This is a genomic window from Paenibacillus sp. 8b26 (assembly GCF_050626875.1).
GTDB lineage: Bacteria > Bacillota > Bacilli > Paenibacillales > Paenibacillaceae > Paenibacillus.
On sequence record NZ_CP192445.1, the window covers coordinates 214304 to 231563 of the forward strand.

Genomic DNA, 17260 nt, shown 5'->3' on the forward strand with positions numbered 1-17260 from the left:
ATTGAAGGCGGGGATGATGTATGTTCATTGAAAATGCGATGGGGAAAATCAATATATCCAAACAAATTATTTCTAAAATTACTCTCAAATCAGCAAATGCTATTACCGGGATCACGTGTACATCAAATGGAATTATTGAAAATATTACTAGTCGCTTCGGCGGAAACAGTAGTCAAAATGGCATTGAGTTAAAGGAAACCGCTACGGGACTCGATATTCACTTATGCATAACCATTCAACACCGATTAAAAGTGCCAGAAGTCTGTAAGGTACTTCAATCGAATGTTAAGGAAGCTGTTGAAAATTTCACTGGAGTAAGCATTGACCGCGTTAATGTAACTATTGTGGGGGTATCCATTGATTGATCTCATACGGGAAACGTTAACCATTCATCAAACGAGAAGGTAGCCGATCAACTTGATCGACTACCTTTATCCGTTTTTTCTTGTATAAGAATCATTAGTAGGGGCGAACGGTTGTGGACAAGAGCATTCATCTTGAAGTTATCCTAGATGTATGCGAGGTGCGGATAAGGGATAACTGTTTGTTGGGTCCTGGCGTTCATGTCTATACGGCACCACACCCCATAGATCCATATGAACGAATTAAAGACCCTGAAAATGGAGCACCTGTTTCTATTGGCAACAATGTTTGGGTATGCGGAAGAACTGTGTCGATTGGCCATAAAGTAATCGTCGCATCAGGAGGGGGGGAATCCTGCCAAAGAGATCCGCTCGATAAATCTGAGTGAGGATCTTAACTAAGAAGAAATATATTTAGTCTCATATAGATGTAAGATTTAAATTGAAGAGCTATATCCAAGACAGGATTGAACCATGAGGTTTGAGAATCTTTCATGTGAGTGATTGATTCAACTTCAGAAGGAATATGCAACGAAGCTCCTCTGCCACGTGAATCCTTACACTGGCTTAGCCCTAATCGACGATCCGGCGGTTATGACCATTCAGATCAATAATGAGGATTCGGTCTTTAAGGGCACGGAAGATATAAAGGATACGAAGGGCATCGTACCGTACCGACAGGAGTTGCAACGCCGCTTTAACCGGTACCTGCTTGCCAAATATGATACAAGGAAGAATCTGTCCGATGCCTGGACATTTAATGGCGTCTGTGCTCTAGGCACAGAGGAAGATCCGGAGGAGGGCACCGTGCTTTTCCCGGAGGGAGATTTCTATCAGGTTCAGAATAACCCTATGGGTGAATGGACAGGTATAGAGAGCCCCGCACGCTATGCCGATTTCACAGAATTCGGCATTTATATTAACCGTCGGTATTATGGCACAATGATTGACCATGTTCGCTCTCTGGGGGCGAAAGTACCCATTGTGACTAGCAACCTATTAAACGGCGCTGCGGATGTTTATTCCCATGCTGACGGCGACTTGATGGAGAACAATACCTACTTCAACCATCCGATACCTCCCTTCGACGAGGCTAAGCCGAAAGTGGCAGATATGCGGGAATATGTAACTTCCAATCCATTGACCATTCATAAGGACGGCTTGTTTCTTCGCACTAACATGCTTCCGATGGCCAGCACGGCAGTGGTGGCGGGCAACCCCTTTATCTTGAGCGAGTGGAACGAGTATGGTGTTAACCCGTTCCACTCCACGGCGTTCATTTCGATGGCAGCCTATGCCTGTCTGAACGACTGGGATGGTCTCATCGTTTATTGCTATCATACGTCTGAAAGCTGGAACGACCAGCCTGCCGATGAGATTACCAACATATTTGATGCTTACAACGATCCATCCCTGATCTGTCAGTTCGGTTTTATGGCCGCATTGTTTCTCGGGGACCTCGTGGCTCCGGCGGAGCACCGGGTGGATCTGGTCTTCACGCAGAACGATCTGAAGACCCTGCCGCCAGCTTTCAGTATGCCGAACGCCTATCTCCCTTACATTACAAGCCTGCGCAACGTATTCTTGGATCAAGGGGATGCCTATACCGGTGACGCAGATGTTGCTGTTACCGCCGGATTTGTAAACAATGGCGATCTTTCTCAGGCTAAACGCGCCGTATATTACGCCTGGTCTCCATATCGGGACGCCCTGCGGCACGCGAACGGCGAAGGGCGGCTGGAGCGTCTTGCCGCGAAGGCAGATGAAGAACTGCCCGGAGCGAAGCTGGGCGACAGGATCCTGGTCTTCAATGAGATTGCTTCCTTGGCTGGCGAAGGCGATTACACTACGTTTGCCGCAAACCTGGATGTCGCGCTCAAGCGTTGGGGCCTTCTGCCCGACGACCGAGGACTCGTGGGCAGTGCCCTCGTCTCCGATACCGGAGAATTGGCCTTTGATACCTGAGAATTGGCCTTTGATCCGAAGGCAGGCACCTTCCGCATCCGCACCGAAGGCTGTTCTTACTTCAGCGGCGATCCTTCGGACGGCATCGCGTTGACAAAGGATATTTCCCTTTCTCTTATCAACCATCGCATCTCAGCGGCATTGCTGCCTGTAAAAGGCACTTCCGTAGAATGCTCAGAAACCTACCTTTTGACGGTCCTCGGCCACACCGGCATGGACGAACCATCTTTACCACGGAAGGCTTATTTACGACTGTCGATTTTCAGGGGAAGCTGTACGCGGACACCCCGGAAGGAACCTTGTTCGTGCGCTGCAAGTCCGCAACGCTTACTGCTCTGGACACGGTGGGCACGCCAATCGCCAGCATCGAATGCGCTCCTGCTCATGACGGCGTGACCTTCGTTCTGGACGGAACAATCCCTGCTGTCCATTTCCTGCTGGAAAGGAAATAAGGCTAGAGGTAAAAAGTTCAATGCAGCAAAAGGCAATTTTACCGATTATTTCGTGAGCGTGGCGAGATGTAGTAGGCCGTTATAGTGCACGGATTTAAAATAGACGGATTTAAAATAGGAGGAATCGAAGCCGGTGGTGAACCATCGGCTTTCTTATTATTAGCGTGGCCAGTCAAGCTAGACACAACCAGCTTATTAGTGTCCAACCGGGGCAAGAGCCGAGTCGCCTAGAAGCTTCGGCATCTGGAACATTCAAGAGCTGATTCAGCTGAACTTTGGGCCGCTGTATGGATTATCTTTTACCGGCCTTCCTGGTAAGGGAACCACTGTGTGAGTACATATTGCAAAGTTAAGGGGAAAGTAAGCGCTAACATAAGATCTCAAAGGAAATCGAAACTTTTCCCCGTAGGTGCTGGCTTTGAAGCCTACTACAATAAAGGAGGACACAGAGAAACATACTGAAGGAGGCTGCTTATGAGTTCGAAAATAGAGGAGGTTGCGGTGCGGACCCCCAAAAAGGTTAAATGGTTGTCCCCACTACAGGAGCTAAGGAAAAACTGGGTGCTATATGCGATGTTCATCCCGATTGCTGTTTTTTTTATCATCTTTGCTTATATACCGATGACAGGCATCATTATGGCTTTTAAGGAATTCAACTATAGGGATGGCATCTTCATGAGTCCATGGAACGGACTGGAGAATTTCGAATATTTTTTTCAATCCGGCAAGGCATGGCTTGTGACCAAGAATACCATCATGTACAATCTGATGTTTCTGGGATTTTATACGTTCTTCTCAATTTTAGCCGCAGTGCTGATCTCGGAGACATACAACAAATTTTTCAAAAAGGCTACCCAAACTTTTATGTTTCTGCCTTATTTTATTTCCTGGGTTACAGTGTCCGCATTTGTGTATAATTTTCTGAATTATGAATTCGGAATTGTAAACGTTTTCCTGAGGAATATCGGGTTTGAAGCTATAGACATCTATTCGTCTGGCGGCTATTGGTATCTTCTGCTCCCGCTGCTATACGTGTGGAAGTGGGTTGGCTTTGGCAGTGTCCTGTATCTAGCGGCAATTGTAGGGATTGATCAGGAGATTTATGAAGCAGCAACAATTGACGGCGCTAGCCGTTTTCAAAAAATCATGAAAATCACGCTTCCTTTGCTCAAGCCTACAGTGGTAGTGCTGATTCTGTTGGGGCTAGGAAGGATTATGCGCGGCGAGTTCGATATGTTCTACCAACTGATCGGCAACAACGGCGCGCTGATGAATTCCACAGATATTATTGATACATTGGTGTTCCGCTCGCTGATGGGCACGCAGGATTTTGGCATGGCTTCTTCGGTGGGGCTCTATCAATCGGTACTCACACTGATTATTATCCTGTTCGCTAACTACCTTGTCCGCCGCTATGACAAGGATAACGCACTGTTCTAACTTGACCATAAGAAAGGAGGAATCTTTATGACAAAAAACAAATTGAATTCGGCGCCCGTCTTTAAGGCCTTCTCATACATTGTTGTCTCGCTTATCGCAGTTCTATGTTTGATGCCTTTTATCGTTCTAATCTCCGGCTCTATTTCGGAAGAAGGGCAGGTTTTAGCCAAGGGTTATTCCTTTCTGCCACGCGGCTTTTCGTTGGATGCCTATGCCTACATCTTCCGCAATCCCGGTGAGATTCTTTCTGCTTACCGCGTCTCGCTGATCGTGGCGGTGGTTGGAACGGTGCTTTCGCTGCTGTTCTCCACGATGGCGGCCTATGTAATGTACCGTAAGGAAGTAAAGTACCGGAATAAACTAGCGTTTTTTCTGTTCTTCACCACATTGTTTAACGGTGGATTGGCCCCTTATTTCATCTGGATCACCAGTTATTTGCATCTGAAGAACACTCTTGCAGTACTAATTTTGCTCCCCATGTTCAATGTTATGTATGTGCTGATTCTGCGCAGCTTCATACAGGGCTCTGTGCCAGAGCCGCTAGTGGAATCGGCCAAAATTGACGGGGCGGGAGACTTTCGGATTTTTTGGCAGATGGTGTTGCCGCTCTGCAAGCCCGCACTCGCTTCTATTGGTTTGTTCACCATTCTGGCCTACTGGAATGACTGGTGGACCCCGATGATGTTCACTGACAAGGAGCAATACGTGCCATTGCAATATTTACTCTATAAAATGTTGTCTTCAATGAACATGTCTGCGGCTATGGCCCAACATATGTCGGCTCTTGACACGCCTAAAGAAACGTTCAAGCTTGCTATGACAGTGATTGCTACAGGACCAATTGTGATTCTGTTTCCGTTCCTTCAGCAGTATTTCGTAAAAGGTATTACAATTGGCGCCGTAAAAGGGTAAACCCTACTGTGCGGATGCAGAGGCAATACGTTTGTGAATCCTGCATAAATGGGGATTTATATATAATTGCGATTTTCAGAGGGGGAATAAGAGTGAGAAAAGTAAAGAAAAAAGTTATGTTGATCCTGACAACGTTGCTGTCACTGACGATGCTGCTGTCTGCCTGCTCGAGTAGCAACGATGCCGCCACAAGGCCAGAACCGAATCAGAAAGAGGAGGTTGTGCTGAAGGGTTACCTGCTCGGTGAAGCACCGAAGGGTATGCCGGATGTGCTCGCGAAGCTCAATGAAAAGCTGAAAAAAGACATCAATGCCACCATTGATCTGAATTACATCGGCTGGGGGGATGTGCAGTCGAAGTATCCATTGTTGTTGGCCTCAGGCGAAGATGTGGATTTTATCTTTTCGGCAGATTGGAATTATTATGTCGAACAAGCGAATAAAGGAGCCTTTTATGAACTTAAGCCTGAGGATATAGCCAAATATATGCCGAAGAAATCGGCTGCTATTGATCCTACAGCTTGGGAAGAGGCCAAGATTAACGGTAAAATCTTTATGATTCCAAAAACCACTCCGGACAGCAATGTCTTTGTGGCTGTACTACGCAAGGATATTATGGCGGAAGCAGGCCTTACCGAGGTGAAGAGCCTCTCTGAAATTGGTCCTTATCTGGAAGCTGTTAAGAAAAACCATCCGAATATGATCGGCCTAAACCTGGACTCTCAGGTTGATCTTCCGACACCGTATCAACAGCTGATGCGTGATAAAATTGGCTATACAGGCGGTCCTTTCGGAGGCGGTCCTTTGGCTCAAGGAGTAGCTTACGATTTTACAGATCCGACTGGGAAAATCTACAGCATGGTAGAGGAGCCTTACCTAAGCGCACAAAAATATGCTGCCGGCATCATGAAGGACTGGTATGACAAAGGTTATGTTAACAAAAATCCATATTCAAATAAGATCCGCTCCAAGGATAATTTTGTGGAAGGCAAATCTGCGGTAGCGTTTGGCAACAGCATAGATATTGCATCCACCCTAGAAGCTGCTCAAGCGAAAGGAATTGAAACCTATATCATTCCGTCCTTGATGCCAAATGGTAAGGTCCCAATTGGAAATTATATAGGAGCTGGAATTTCCATTGCGGCCAATTCCAAAAATCCGGAACGTGTGATGCAGGCGTTCGACCTTATTATGGAAGATCCTTCTTATGTGTATTTGACTTATTTCGGGATCGAAGGCAAGAACTACGTCATCACACCAGACGATAAAATCGGGCTGCCGGAAGGGATAACAGCCGATACAAATACCTATCCTCCGGATGCTGCGGGCTTCTGGTTCGTAAATAAGGCTTTGTTTAAGCCGATGAGTACTTGGCCACAGACTTATATTGACTTTTGGAAGAAACAGGACGAATATAATACCTCAGACTTCGCATTAAAAGGCTTCTCCTTCAACTCGGAGAATGTCAAGACGCAGATTGCAAACTTGGCCAATGCTTCGACACAATATGCCAATCCAATCTATATCGGCGCAGTCAAGGATGTAGACAAAGCATTTGACGAACTGGCCAAAAATCTGAACAGTGCTGGTCTGGATAAGGTCAAAGCAGAGGTGCAGACCCAGGCTGAAGAATTTCTGGCAAAGAAGAAATAACATTTGATCACCGTCGAATAGGGAAATGAATGAGTTACCGGTCATGGTACTTTTTGAAGAGCGCAGCAGGCAAGCTGCGCTTCTTTTGGCAGATGTTAGTATACGACGAACTGAGAGAATCGCTTGTAATAAATATCAAATGGAGAGTGAGAGATGATGAGTAATATTAGCTTAATGCCTCAGTTAAAGAAGGAAAATGGGATATTCAATTTGTATGTCGATGGAAATCCATTTATTGCACTGGCAGGGGAGATCCATAACTCCAGTGCCTCTGACTTGAACTATATGAAGCATAAGGTTTGGCCTCAACTTAGAGAATTACACTTAAATACAGTAATCGTACCGGTCTATTGGGAACTGATCGAACCGATGCAGGGGGAGTTTGACTTTCATCTTGTTGATGGAATTATTGAACAAGCCCAGGAAGAAAACCTGCGACTGGTATTCTTATGGTTCGGGTTATGGAAGAACGGAAAATCCTCATATGTTCCAAGCTGGGTTAAAAGGGACTACGAGACCTACTTTCGGGCGGTATATCAGAATAAAGAATCTTCCGATACGATATCGCCATTATGTGAGAAAGCCGTTGAAGCTGATGCGGCTGCGTTCAGATATTTCATGGCTCATCTGAAGAAAGCGGATGGAGATCGCCATACCGTTATCATGGTGCAAGTTGAGAATGAAATCGGATTCTTGGGCAGCGACCGTGATTACTCCGATCATGCGAACGAGCAATTCAACGACTCGATACCCGATGAATTGGCTGCGATTTTTGGCAAGGTAGGTTCATGGAAGGAGGCGTTTGCGGATGATGCGGAAGAATACTTTATGGCTTTTCATTACGCTCGGGCCATCGAACGAATCGCTAGCAGTGGTTCTGATGAGTACGCTCTTCCTATGTTCGTGAATGCATGGCTTGAGCAATTCCCATGGAAGCCCGGATCTTATCCTAGCGGGGGGCCGATAGCAAAGGTCATGCAGATTTGGAAAGCGACGGCTCCGACCATCTGTCTTTATGCGCCGGATATTTATGTTCCCAATTTTGCCGAGATTTGTGAGGAGTATACGGCCGGGAACGACAACCCCTTGTTTATTCCCGAAACTAGAAGAGACGTCGCTTCAGTGACAAACGTATTTTATGCGATTGGAAAACATAATGCCTTGTGTTTTTCTCCTTTTGGCATTGAAAGCATCTTTGCCCCTCCTTCAAATGACAACGCAAATATCGAATTGGGTTTAGCTCTGAATATCGACTTTTCTGCCTTTGTTTCAAATGGAACCGGCCCCTACCTCGCACGCAGCTACGAGCTTCTCGGCAATATGCAGGCGATCATTCAGAAGTACCGCGGTACAGGAAAAATGACGGGATTTATTCAAAATCATGAGCCCGGCTGTATATTGTCTTTCACCAAATATGATTTGAAAGTAAACTATCAGCGCAGACAGGAAGGGAAACCGGTGTCAGGCGGCCTCGTAATCGAAGCGTCGGATAACGAATTTATTTTAGTCGGCATTGGATGTTCATTTGAATTTCTGCCTAAGCGCGGCGACACTTCCAAAGTGGACTACATTAGCATCGAGGAAGGAACGTTCGTTAAAGACAAATGGATCCGGGGGCGTGTTCTGAATGGGGACGAAGCCTCTTATGGATTAGCAGTCGGCAGCAATCCATCCGCCTTTTGTGTGGAAATGTATCAATACCGTTGAACAATTTGAATCTCTGCTAAGCTATTGATAACGATGTCGGAGTCATAATGAGAACCTAGGCAATGATGAATCCATAGAAGAAGACGGAGTGAAGGAATGAAGGGGATGGGAGCAGCGTTGTTGATATATAATGAATGAAAACGTCGTAGGGGAAGTGAGCACATCATGAGGCTGCTGATCGTAGAGGATGAAGAGAGAACCAGGGAAATGCTGTGCAAGCATATTGCCTGGGGGGAGTTGGGTATTAATGAGTTGGAAACGGCCCGCAATGGCATGATTGCTCTGGAGAGGTTCCAGAGCTTTCGTCCCGACATCGTGCTCTGTGATATCCGGATGCCGAAGATGGATGGTATAGAATTCGCGCAACAGCTTCGTAAGATTGATGTTTCATGCAAGCTATTGTTCCTGAGCGGATTCTCGGACAAGGAATATCTAATGTCAGCGATCCGGCTGAATGCTCTCGACTTTATTGAAAAGCCGATCAATCTAGATAAGGTGAGGGAGGCAGTTCGAGAGGCAGTGGAGTCCAGAAAAAAGGATAAGCAAAAGCGAATGGAGGAGCGCCAACTGCAGGAGGCCTATGATGAAGGTCTGCCTTATCTGAGACAGGAGATGGTCCGCAAACTTATTTCAGTTCCTGATTCGCTCCATGTGTCGAAGGCTTTGGAGAGTAGAGAAACCTTTCTTTTGCCTCTGGAAGGACCGTATACTGTGCTTGCATCGTGCATGTACTGGCAGCCACCGCAATATCCCAAAGATCCGAGGCTAGTCCAAGAGGCAGTGTTGCGGGAGCTGAATATGAATAACAAGCTGGCTTCGCTGCAAGGCATCTGCGGTTTCGATTCACGGAATTTTTTAATCTTTATTCTGCCGGGGGTTTTCGGCTGCAGCTACCGGGAACAACGTAAGGTATTGGAGGATCTCTACGCCGAAGCGGCCGGGATCATAGGCAGCAATATCCGTTTCTGTATGGGGGTCGGAGAGTCGGTAAAAGAACAGTTGCAAATTCCGAATGCATACAGAACTGCTCTCGATGTGTGCAGTCTGCATTATTACAGCGAGGGTGATCGGCTAATCTTTGCCAATGCACTTGGTGGCAACCGATCACTTGCTACCGACTGGAACATGGTGCGCAGTCTGCGCGGACTTCTGAAGCAGGGGGAACTGGAAGCTGCCCGCAGTCTTATTGTGAATTGGACCAAGCAGGCCAGGGCAGCACGTGATCTGAATATTGTCCGGCTCAAGGATTCCTATTTCCAACTCTTGCTGGTCATTCTCGATACAGCTGTGCAAATGGGGTTTACGGATACGGATGAGGACATGGAGCGGCGGTATATCTGGAAGGAGATTGACCGTGTTCCCGACCTGGCAAGCATGGAAAAATACATCCTCTCCTTCCTGGACTTGTTCCTGGTACCGCCGGAAGGGGAAGGTAGCTCGGCTAAAATGAGAGAGATTCTGCATTATATTCACAAGTACTTTCATGAAAGGGGTTTCACAATTCGAGATATTGCTGATCATGTGGCGTTGAGCGAAACTTATCTCTGCTCCCTGTTCAAGAAGCAGAGAGGGGGCACCGTCAAGGAATATATCTCCTCGCTGCGAGTGGAAAAGGCCAAGGAACTACTTCTGGACAAGGAATTGAAGTTGTATGAGGTTGCAGAACGGACCGGCTTCACCGATGCCAATTACTTTACCACCTTTTTCAAAAAATGCGCAGGCTGCACGCCTTCGGAGTACCGGGAGAGGATGGCCAAATGAAACTGAAGTCCAGGAGAGCGTTCGCTGATTTTAGCATCCGGCATAAGCTGTTCGCTTCCTATATGCTGGTGATCATTATCCCGTTGGCCCTGCTGCTCGTCCTGCATCTGTTGTTAACCGCGAATGAAATGGAGAAGCAAGCGTTGACTTCGGCCCACAAAATGTTGGAGGAAACTAAATCCTACCTGCATTACCGTGCAGAGACAGTTAATGAAGTGTTGAACTTCATTGCCTTCAATGATACCGTTCAGACTCTGGTAGCCGAAGATCCGAGACGGTATGAGGATATCAATCTCTGGGGAACGGATGCCAGAAGGCTCGACCGGATACTGGTGAAATCCCGCTACAATTCGGATATTGAAACTGTTCAGCTCTATATGAAGCAGGGGCTTGCTTCAGCCACAGAAAGTCCCGACTATTTGAACATGGACAAATTGGAGAGCAGCCTCTGGTTCAAGAACTTTATCGCTTCCCATTCCGTCTTCACCTGGCTGCCTTCCTCCGCTATTGAACAGGAAGAGGGCAGCGATGAAGTATCCGTCCTGCGAGTCATTCCAAATGCGCACAATATACAGGTGAGTGATGGCCTTGTGCGTGCCCGGATCTCGCAAAGCACAGTTCGTTCCGTGTTGGAACATGCTGTTGCCACTCCGTCTACCTCCGTAGTCTTATTCAATAACCGCGGTGATGTTCTAAGCACCTCTGGTGAATTTCTGTATACCTCCAAGGAATTTAAGGATATGCTGTCTCTGGTTCCAGCCGATGGGGAAATCGACACTGTAGAGTTCAATGGGCAGCAAATCCTGCTTGGACTGGAGGCAATCCCTGAGACGGATATGAGTATAGCGATGATTGTGCCCTACTCGGACATACTGGAATCCAGCAACCGGATGCGCAATCGGCTGATCTTAATTTTTTTATTCATTATTCCCCTTACCTTTATTCTGTCCTTCGTTATTGCTGGTTCGGCAACCAAACGTCTCCGGCAGCTCATTCGGCATGTGCGCAAGGTCAAGGACGGCAATTTACGCATGTCACCGCTTCCAGCCAACCAAGATGAGATCGGAGAGCTAACAACTAATTTTAATATGATGGTGGAGAATGTATCGCGGTTGATGGAGGAGACCTACACGCTCGGGCGCGAAGTGAAGAACAAGGAGTTGAAGGCACTGCAGGCACAGATTAACCCGCATTTTCTTTACAATACCCTGGATCTAATCAATGTTATGGCTATTGAATCCGGTAATGAGGAGATATCCAAAGTAGTAGACTGGCTGGCTTTGTTCTATCGTTTGAGCCTGTCGAACGGCAGTGAGACCGTCACTTTGGAGAGTGAACTGCGGCATATTGAATCCTATGTGTCGATCCAAAACATGCGATTTAATAGTGCGATTACACTGAGCTTGAAGGTTTCACCGCTGCTGCTGGGCTGTGAGGTGCCCAAAATCATGCTGCAGCCCTTAATCGAGAATGCGATTCTGCACGGCATTTTAGAGAAAGATTCGGAGACGGGCATAATCCAGGTATCAGCTATGGAGGAGAAGGGCGATCTGGTCGTGGAGATCAGCGATGACGGCATCGGCATGGTGGAAGCAGTAGTGGAGGCTTTGTTAATCAAGCCTGTTAGCAAAACCACGGGCGGGTTTGGCATCAAGAACATTCAAGAGCGGATTCAACTGAACTATGGGTCGTTGTACGGATTGTCCTTTACCAGCCTACCTGGTGAAGGAACCACTGTATGGATCCGCCTTCCCAAGTCAATCAAAAAGTAAGCGCTTAAAAAAACGAAGAAAATCAAAACTTTCCCCCGTAGAGTGCTGGTCCTGCAAAGTTTTACAATAAGTAGAAAGAAGTATGTACATGGTTATTTCTTAAGGCTCCCTAACCCTGCGAGGCTGTCAGTACACATAAAGTCGTGGAATGAATAACGAAACGTCGTTCAAGGAGTAGAGCTGGCTTTCAGGCTCAGAGTAAACTTGAGTTAAAACATCTTCACAGTTGATGGAAACTTTAATTTTTTGGGGGGAAGAATGATGATTTACAAAGATGCCAGTAAATTTATTCATGAGAGAGTCGAAGATTTAATTGGAAGAATGACACTGCAGGAGAAAGTGGCCCAGTTAACTTGTGCAAATTCATATGGTGGAGAAACCGTGTATGATACTAGACACGGTAAATTAAAAGATGGCATTGGTACCATCAGTTATTTAAACGACTCCCTAACGGGTGACAATAAGAAGGATAAGGAGACAATAAAGGGCATACAAAAGTTTCTTGTTGAAGAAACCAGATTAGGTATCCCTGCGCTGTTTCATAGTGAAGGGATAGCAGGGGCGCAGATCCCAGGCGCAACTACTTTTCCGCAGTCTCTTAATCTTGCTTCTGCCTGGGAGCCGGCGTTAGCACAAAAAATGGGTGAGGTCGTCAAAAAACAACTAAGGGCATATGGATTCAAGGCTGTGCATTCCCCCCTGTTCGACTTGGGACGGGATCCGAGATTCGGAAGAATCGGCGAAACCTATGGAGAAGACCCCTATTTAGTTGCGCAAATGGGCGTGGCGTTCGTCAAAGGCGTCCAAGGTGATCATGAGATCATGGCTGCCGCTAAGCACTTTGTCGGTTATGGTAATGCTGAAGGGGGAAGAGGCGGCGGAGAACAGCAAGTCGACGAGCGAAGATTGTTGGATAGTTATTGCTTCCCCTTTGAAGCGGCTATTCATGAGGCGGACGTGAAAGCGATCATGAATAGTTATGGGATTTTAAATGACCAGGCTGTGTCTACGTCAAAGTGGCTGCTTACCGATATTCTGAGAGACAAGTTGGGATTTAATGGCTTGGTTGTGGCTGATTATGGCAGTATCACGCATGCAACATTACGGTATAGAGTGGCAGAAGATCATAAAGAAGCAGCTATTCTAGCACTTAAAGCCGGATTAGATGTAGAACAACCCGGCAACCAATGTTATCAGCATTTAATAGCGGCAGTTGAATCAGGCGAACTGGAAGAAGCCTATATAGATAATTCCGTAAGACGAGTTCTTGAGACCAAATTCAGGTTGGGGCTATTTGAGAATCCTTATGAAGACGGCGATTTCTTATATGAAATTAAAAAAGCGGAGAATTTGGAGTTATCACGGGAGATTGCGGAGAAATCGATGGTGTTGGTGAAAAATGAGGACAATATTTTGCCGCTCAAAAAGAGCCTGAAAGTAGCACTGATCGGCCCCGCCTCAGACACCAAAACCAACTTCTTTGGCGGTTATTCATCGGTAGGATCGGCCAACACAAGAAGTAGTGATTTCGACAAATCCGAAGAAGACAGCTTCCTGAGAATGCTTTATACAGGGGCCATAACCGACAATAAAGAGTCATTAAAATCGATGGGAATTGAATTTGATGACCAACCCACCCCTGAACAAAGAGAAATCATTATGAATATGATCAGACAGAATTTAGCTTCTGAAGATTCCTCGAAAAGAGTCTATAAAACGAATGAAGAATTTGTTCAAATGTTCTATCCGGATTGTGAATCGGTTAAAGATGTGTTGGAGAAAGAGCTTGGGAAAGATCATGTACTGCACGCCAAAGGCTGCAATATCTCCAAAGCTATCGACGGAGGGATTGAAGCGGTAAAAGCTGCGGTGCAACAGGCGGATATCGTCATTGCCGTTTTAGGCGGTAAAGAAAGCATGATTGATCCTGAAGCGACTTGCGGTGAAAACAAAGATAATCACAACATTGGTCTTGAACATTCTCAACTGGAAATGATGGCAGAAGTATTTAAGTTGAATAAACCGGTGATTTCAATTATTGTTGATGGCCGTCCATTAGCTACTCCATTGGTAAGCGAATACAGTAAAGCAGTCCTTTATTCGTGGCTGCCTGCACAGTCTGGAGCCGAAGCCATTATGAATATCCTTACCGGACAGAAGAATCCTAGTGGAAAGCTGCCGGTGACTATTGTCAAAGAAGCAGGTCAGATTCCTATGTATAACAGCAGACTACCACTCTATGTCGAAATTAATGAATGGGCTGAATATATTGATAACAGCATGAATACACCGTTATATCCATTTGGACATGGATTAAGTTACACACAATTTGAATACAGCGAATTAAAACAAGACTGCACGGTTCAAGCGGACGGAGAGTTGAACATAGAGTTTAAGCTGAAGAATGTGGGAGAGGTTACTGGAAATGAAGTGGTACAGATTTATATCCGGGATAAAGTGAGCAGTGTTGTAAGACCTGTGAAACAGCTGGTTGGATTTGCACGGGTTGAATTGGATGTCCAAGAAACAAAGAAAGTCACTTTCAAAGTAAATATGAAGCAATTGGCATTCCATGACCTGGATATGAATCAGGTTGTGGAACCAGGAAAGATGGAAGTGTTTATAGGTGCTTCATCCCAAGATATTCAATTAAAAGGCACCTTTGAGATTATAGGTGAAAAACTTATTGTTGAACGAAAGGCATTTTCATCGAAAGTAACAATTACAGAACAATAAAAACTGGAGGTCAGATATGTTAAGAGAAAACATCGACCGGGCTTGGGAGTTTATCTATGGAACGCCATCTTCAATGCCAGACTTAGGTCAGCCAGGAAGAACCGTGAATTTGCCGCATGACTTCATGATTGAGACAGATACGAAACCAGAAGCGCCTGGAGGATCATTAACAGGTTATTACGCCGGAGGAATCGGAACCTACACCAAGGTTCTTGACATTCCCGAAGCATATGCTAATAAAAGGGTTCTGGTGGAATTTGACGGTGTGTACATGAATGCAACGGTTAAATTGAACGGGCATATTGTTACGAGACACCGTTACGGCTATTCTCCTTTCCATGCTGACCTTACACCGTATTTGAAGCCGGGCAAACTCAATAACCTAATGGTTATTGTCAATAACGGAGCACAACCGAATGCTCGCTGGTACTCGGGCTCGGGTCTTTACCGCCATGTCGATTTGCTTGTCGCTCCAAAGGTACATATCGCTCCGTGGGGGATTTTTGCCCATACCTCCCATATTGTAGACGGAACCGCTTTTGTCATTGTCGAAACGACGGTTGAGAATTCTACAGCTGCTGCCGCCGATCTTTGGTTGAACATCAAGATGATGAAGGAAGCATCCGGAACCGAAGCGGGGACCGGTCGGGTGAAAGTGCATGTGCCTGCTGGAGAGAAGGCTGTCGGCCGGGTAACAGTGGCGGTTGAACATGCGGATCTGTGGGATATCAATAGCCCTAATCTGTATAGAATTACAGCAGATCTAGCCGACAAAGAGTCAGTTCTTGATCACGATAGCACCCACTTCGGTATTCGAACGATATCCGTTGATCCACACAATGGCTTTATGTTAAACGGGCGTTCTCTTAAGCTTAAGGGCGGCTGCGTCCATCATGACAATGGCATTCTCGGTGCAGCTTCGTTTAAGGACAGTGAATTCCGGAAAATGAAACTTCACAAAGATAACGGATTTAACGCTATTCGATTTGCACATAATCCGATGTCAAGAGATTTACTTGATGCTTGTGACCGTTTAGGACTGTTAGTTATTAACGAGGCTTTCGACGTTTGGACAATGGAGAAAAACACTCACGACTATAGTCTATACTTCGCAGAGGATTGGGCGAAAGATCTGGAAACAATTATGCTTCGTGACCGGAACCATCCGAGCGTAATTATGTGGGCTACGGGCAATGAGGTGCCTGAACGGGCGGGAATGTCTGACGGTTACCGTTTGGGAGCTCAACTAGCGGCTCAAGTGCGTAAGTTCGATCCAACTCGATTGGTCACGAATTCGTTATGCTCTCTCTTTAATGGACTTGACGATGAAGAGACCGCAATCTTTTACGAGGAATTGTCTCAGCTATTTAAAGCAGGTGGAGGCTCCACAATCAATTATGATACCGAATTCGGTATGAAGGTCTGGGCTGACTATACGGAAGCTTTCGCTGCCCCGCTAGACGTCGTCGGTTATAATTACATGAACTATCATTACGGCAATGCTATCGAGAAATATCCGAACCGTGTGATCTGCGGAACAGAAAGCATGCCCCTTCAGTGCGACAAGTACTGGCATGATGTGGAACAATTTTCTCATGTGATTGGTGATTTCGTATGGACAAGCCATGATTACATTGGCGAAGCGGGACTTGGAAAAGCGAAGTATGTAGATTCCGAAGAGGTTGTGGACACAAATATAAGCATTGGTAGTTCCCCTTATCCTTGGCGTGTAGCCAATAATGCGGACTTCGATCTTTGTGGCTTAGAACGCCCTCAGCTTGCCTACCGCAGAATCGTATGGGGTTCTCAAGAGACCTTCATAGCAACGAGAAATCCGGGAAACTATAGAAAGATGGAAGTTCTGAGTAGATGGGGGTGGCCAGAATGCGAGCATCATTGGAGTTGGGCAGGTTTAGAGAGTATCCCGACACAGGTAGACGTTTACTCCGCAGCCGAGGAAGTGGAACTGATTCTGAATGGGGTAAGTCTTGGCAGAAAGCCGGCCGGAAAGGAAAATCAATATACAACTAATTTTGAACTTACGTATGAACCAGGCATATTAGAAGCAGTAAGCTTAGTGAGAGGAAAGCGCATTTCAACCGATAAGCTAGTATCGGCAGGTCAACCCGAAGGAATCCGGATGATTCCAGACAAGAAAGAGCTTATGGCAGATGGTCAATCATTGATTCATGTAGTTGTCGAAATCATTGATGCGGAAGGTAGATTAGTGCCAACAGCCGATTTTAAGGCGACAGCCAAGGCTCAAGGAGCAGTGACACTGGCAGCGTTCGGCACGGGTAGGCCGCAAACAACTGAGAACTATACAAAAGGGGAATTTACTTCGTATAAGGGAAGACTGCTTGCCATTGTCCGTGCAGGCTACGAACCTGGCTTGTCAACATTGAAGATTGATATTGACGGGTTGGCTGCTGCATCCATTGAGATCCCGGTACGTTTGATAGAAGAACATAATGTACAGACAGCCTAATACTAACTGAAAA

General features: G+C 46.2%; 11 protein-coding genes and 1 pseudogene. All 12 read left to right on the forward strand.

Annotated elements, in window-relative coordinates; genetic code table 11:
- The first annotated feature begins 20 nt into the window (after positions 1–20).
- The 12 genes and pseudogenes from ACQ4MX_RS00870 to ACQ4MX_RS00925 all read left to right on the forward strand — a co-directional run bounded on the left by ACQ4MX_RS00870 (position 21) and on the right by ACQ4MX_RS00925 (position 17247).
- The gene (locus tag ACQ4MX_RS00870) at positions 21–365 is read left to right on the forward strand and encodes an Asp23/Gls24 family envelope stress response protein (protein WP_053325496.1); all 345 of its coding nucleotides are present in this window, start codon (positions 21–23) and stop codon (positions 363–365) included.
- A 140-nt stretch (positions 366–505) separates the two neighbouring features.
- Positions 506–706 (forward strand): annotated as a pseudogene (locus tag ACQ4MX_RS00875) (acetyltransferase); the annotation flags it as partial.
- Positions 707–866: 160 nt separating this feature from the next.
- On the forward strand, positions 867–2327 hold the full coding sequence (locus tag ACQ4MX_RS00880; RefSeq protein WP_431088801.1) for a hypothetical protein: 1461 nt from the start codon (positions 867–869) through the stop codon (positions 2325–2327).
- Positions 2328–2497: 170 nt separating this feature from the next.
- Positions 2498–2779 carry a hypothetical protein gene (locus ACQ4MX_RS00885; RefSeq protein ID WP_431088802.1) on the forward strand — a complete coding sequence of 94 codons (282 nt, stop codon included), beginning with the start codon at positions 2498–2500 and terminating at the stop codon, positions 2777–2779.
- Positions 2780–3253: 474 nt separating this feature from the next.
- The gene (locus ACQ4MX_RS00890) at positions 3254–4219 is read left to right on the forward strand and encodes an ABC transporter permease (RefSeq protein WP_328799918.1); all 966 of its coding nucleotides are present in this window, start codon (positions 3254–3256) and stop codon (positions 4217–4219) included.
- A gap of 27 nt (positions 4220–4246) precedes the next feature.
- Complete coding sequence (locus ACQ4MX_RS00895; RefSeq protein ID WP_328799919.1) at positions 4247–5131, forward strand: carbohydrate ABC transporter permease; 885 nt, start codon at positions 4247–4249, stop codon at positions 5129–5131.
- 92 nt (positions 5132–5223) lie between these two features.
- Entirely contained in the window at positions 5224–6783 is a 1560-nt protein-coding gene (locus tag ACQ4MX_RS00900; protein ID WP_328799920.1) for an ABC transporter substrate-binding protein, read from the forward strand.
- 153 nt (positions 6784–6936) lie between these two features.
- Complete coding sequence (locus tag ACQ4MX_RS00905) at positions 6937–8490, forward strand: DUF5597 domain-containing protein (protein ID WP_431088804.1); 1554 nt, start codon at positions 6937–6939, stop codon at positions 8488–8490.
- A gap of 165 nt (positions 8491–8655) precedes the next feature.
- Positions 8656–10251 carry a response regulator gene (locus tag ACQ4MX_RS00910; RefSeq protein WP_431088805.1) on the forward strand — a complete coding sequence of 532 codons (1596 nt, stop codon included), beginning with the start codon at positions 8656–8658 and terminating at the stop codon, positions 10249–10251.
- A complete protein-coding gene (locus tag ACQ4MX_RS00915) occupies positions 10248–12023 on the forward strand; it encodes a sensor histidine kinase (protein WP_431088807.1) in 1776 nt (591 codons plus the stop codon). Before ACQ4MX_RS00910 ends, ACQ4MX_RS00915 begins: the two co-directional genes overlap by 4 nt.
- 258 nt (positions 12024–12281) lie before the next feature.
- Positions 12282–14759: a glycoside hydrolase family 3 N-terminal domain-containing protein gene (locus ACQ4MX_RS00920; RefSeq protein ID WP_431088808.1), complete on the forward strand. Its 2478-nt coding sequence runs from the start codon at positions 12282–12284 to the stop codon at positions 14757–14759.
- 16 nt (positions 14760–14775) lie between these two features.
- Positions 14776–17247 carry a glycoside hydrolase family 2 TIM barrel-domain containing protein gene (locus ACQ4MX_RS00925; RefSeq protein WP_431088809.1) on the forward strand — a complete coding sequence of 824 codons (2472 nt, stop codon included), beginning with the start codon at positions 14776–14778 and terminating at the stop codon, positions 17245–17247.
- Positions 17248–17260: the final 13 nt, after the last annotated feature.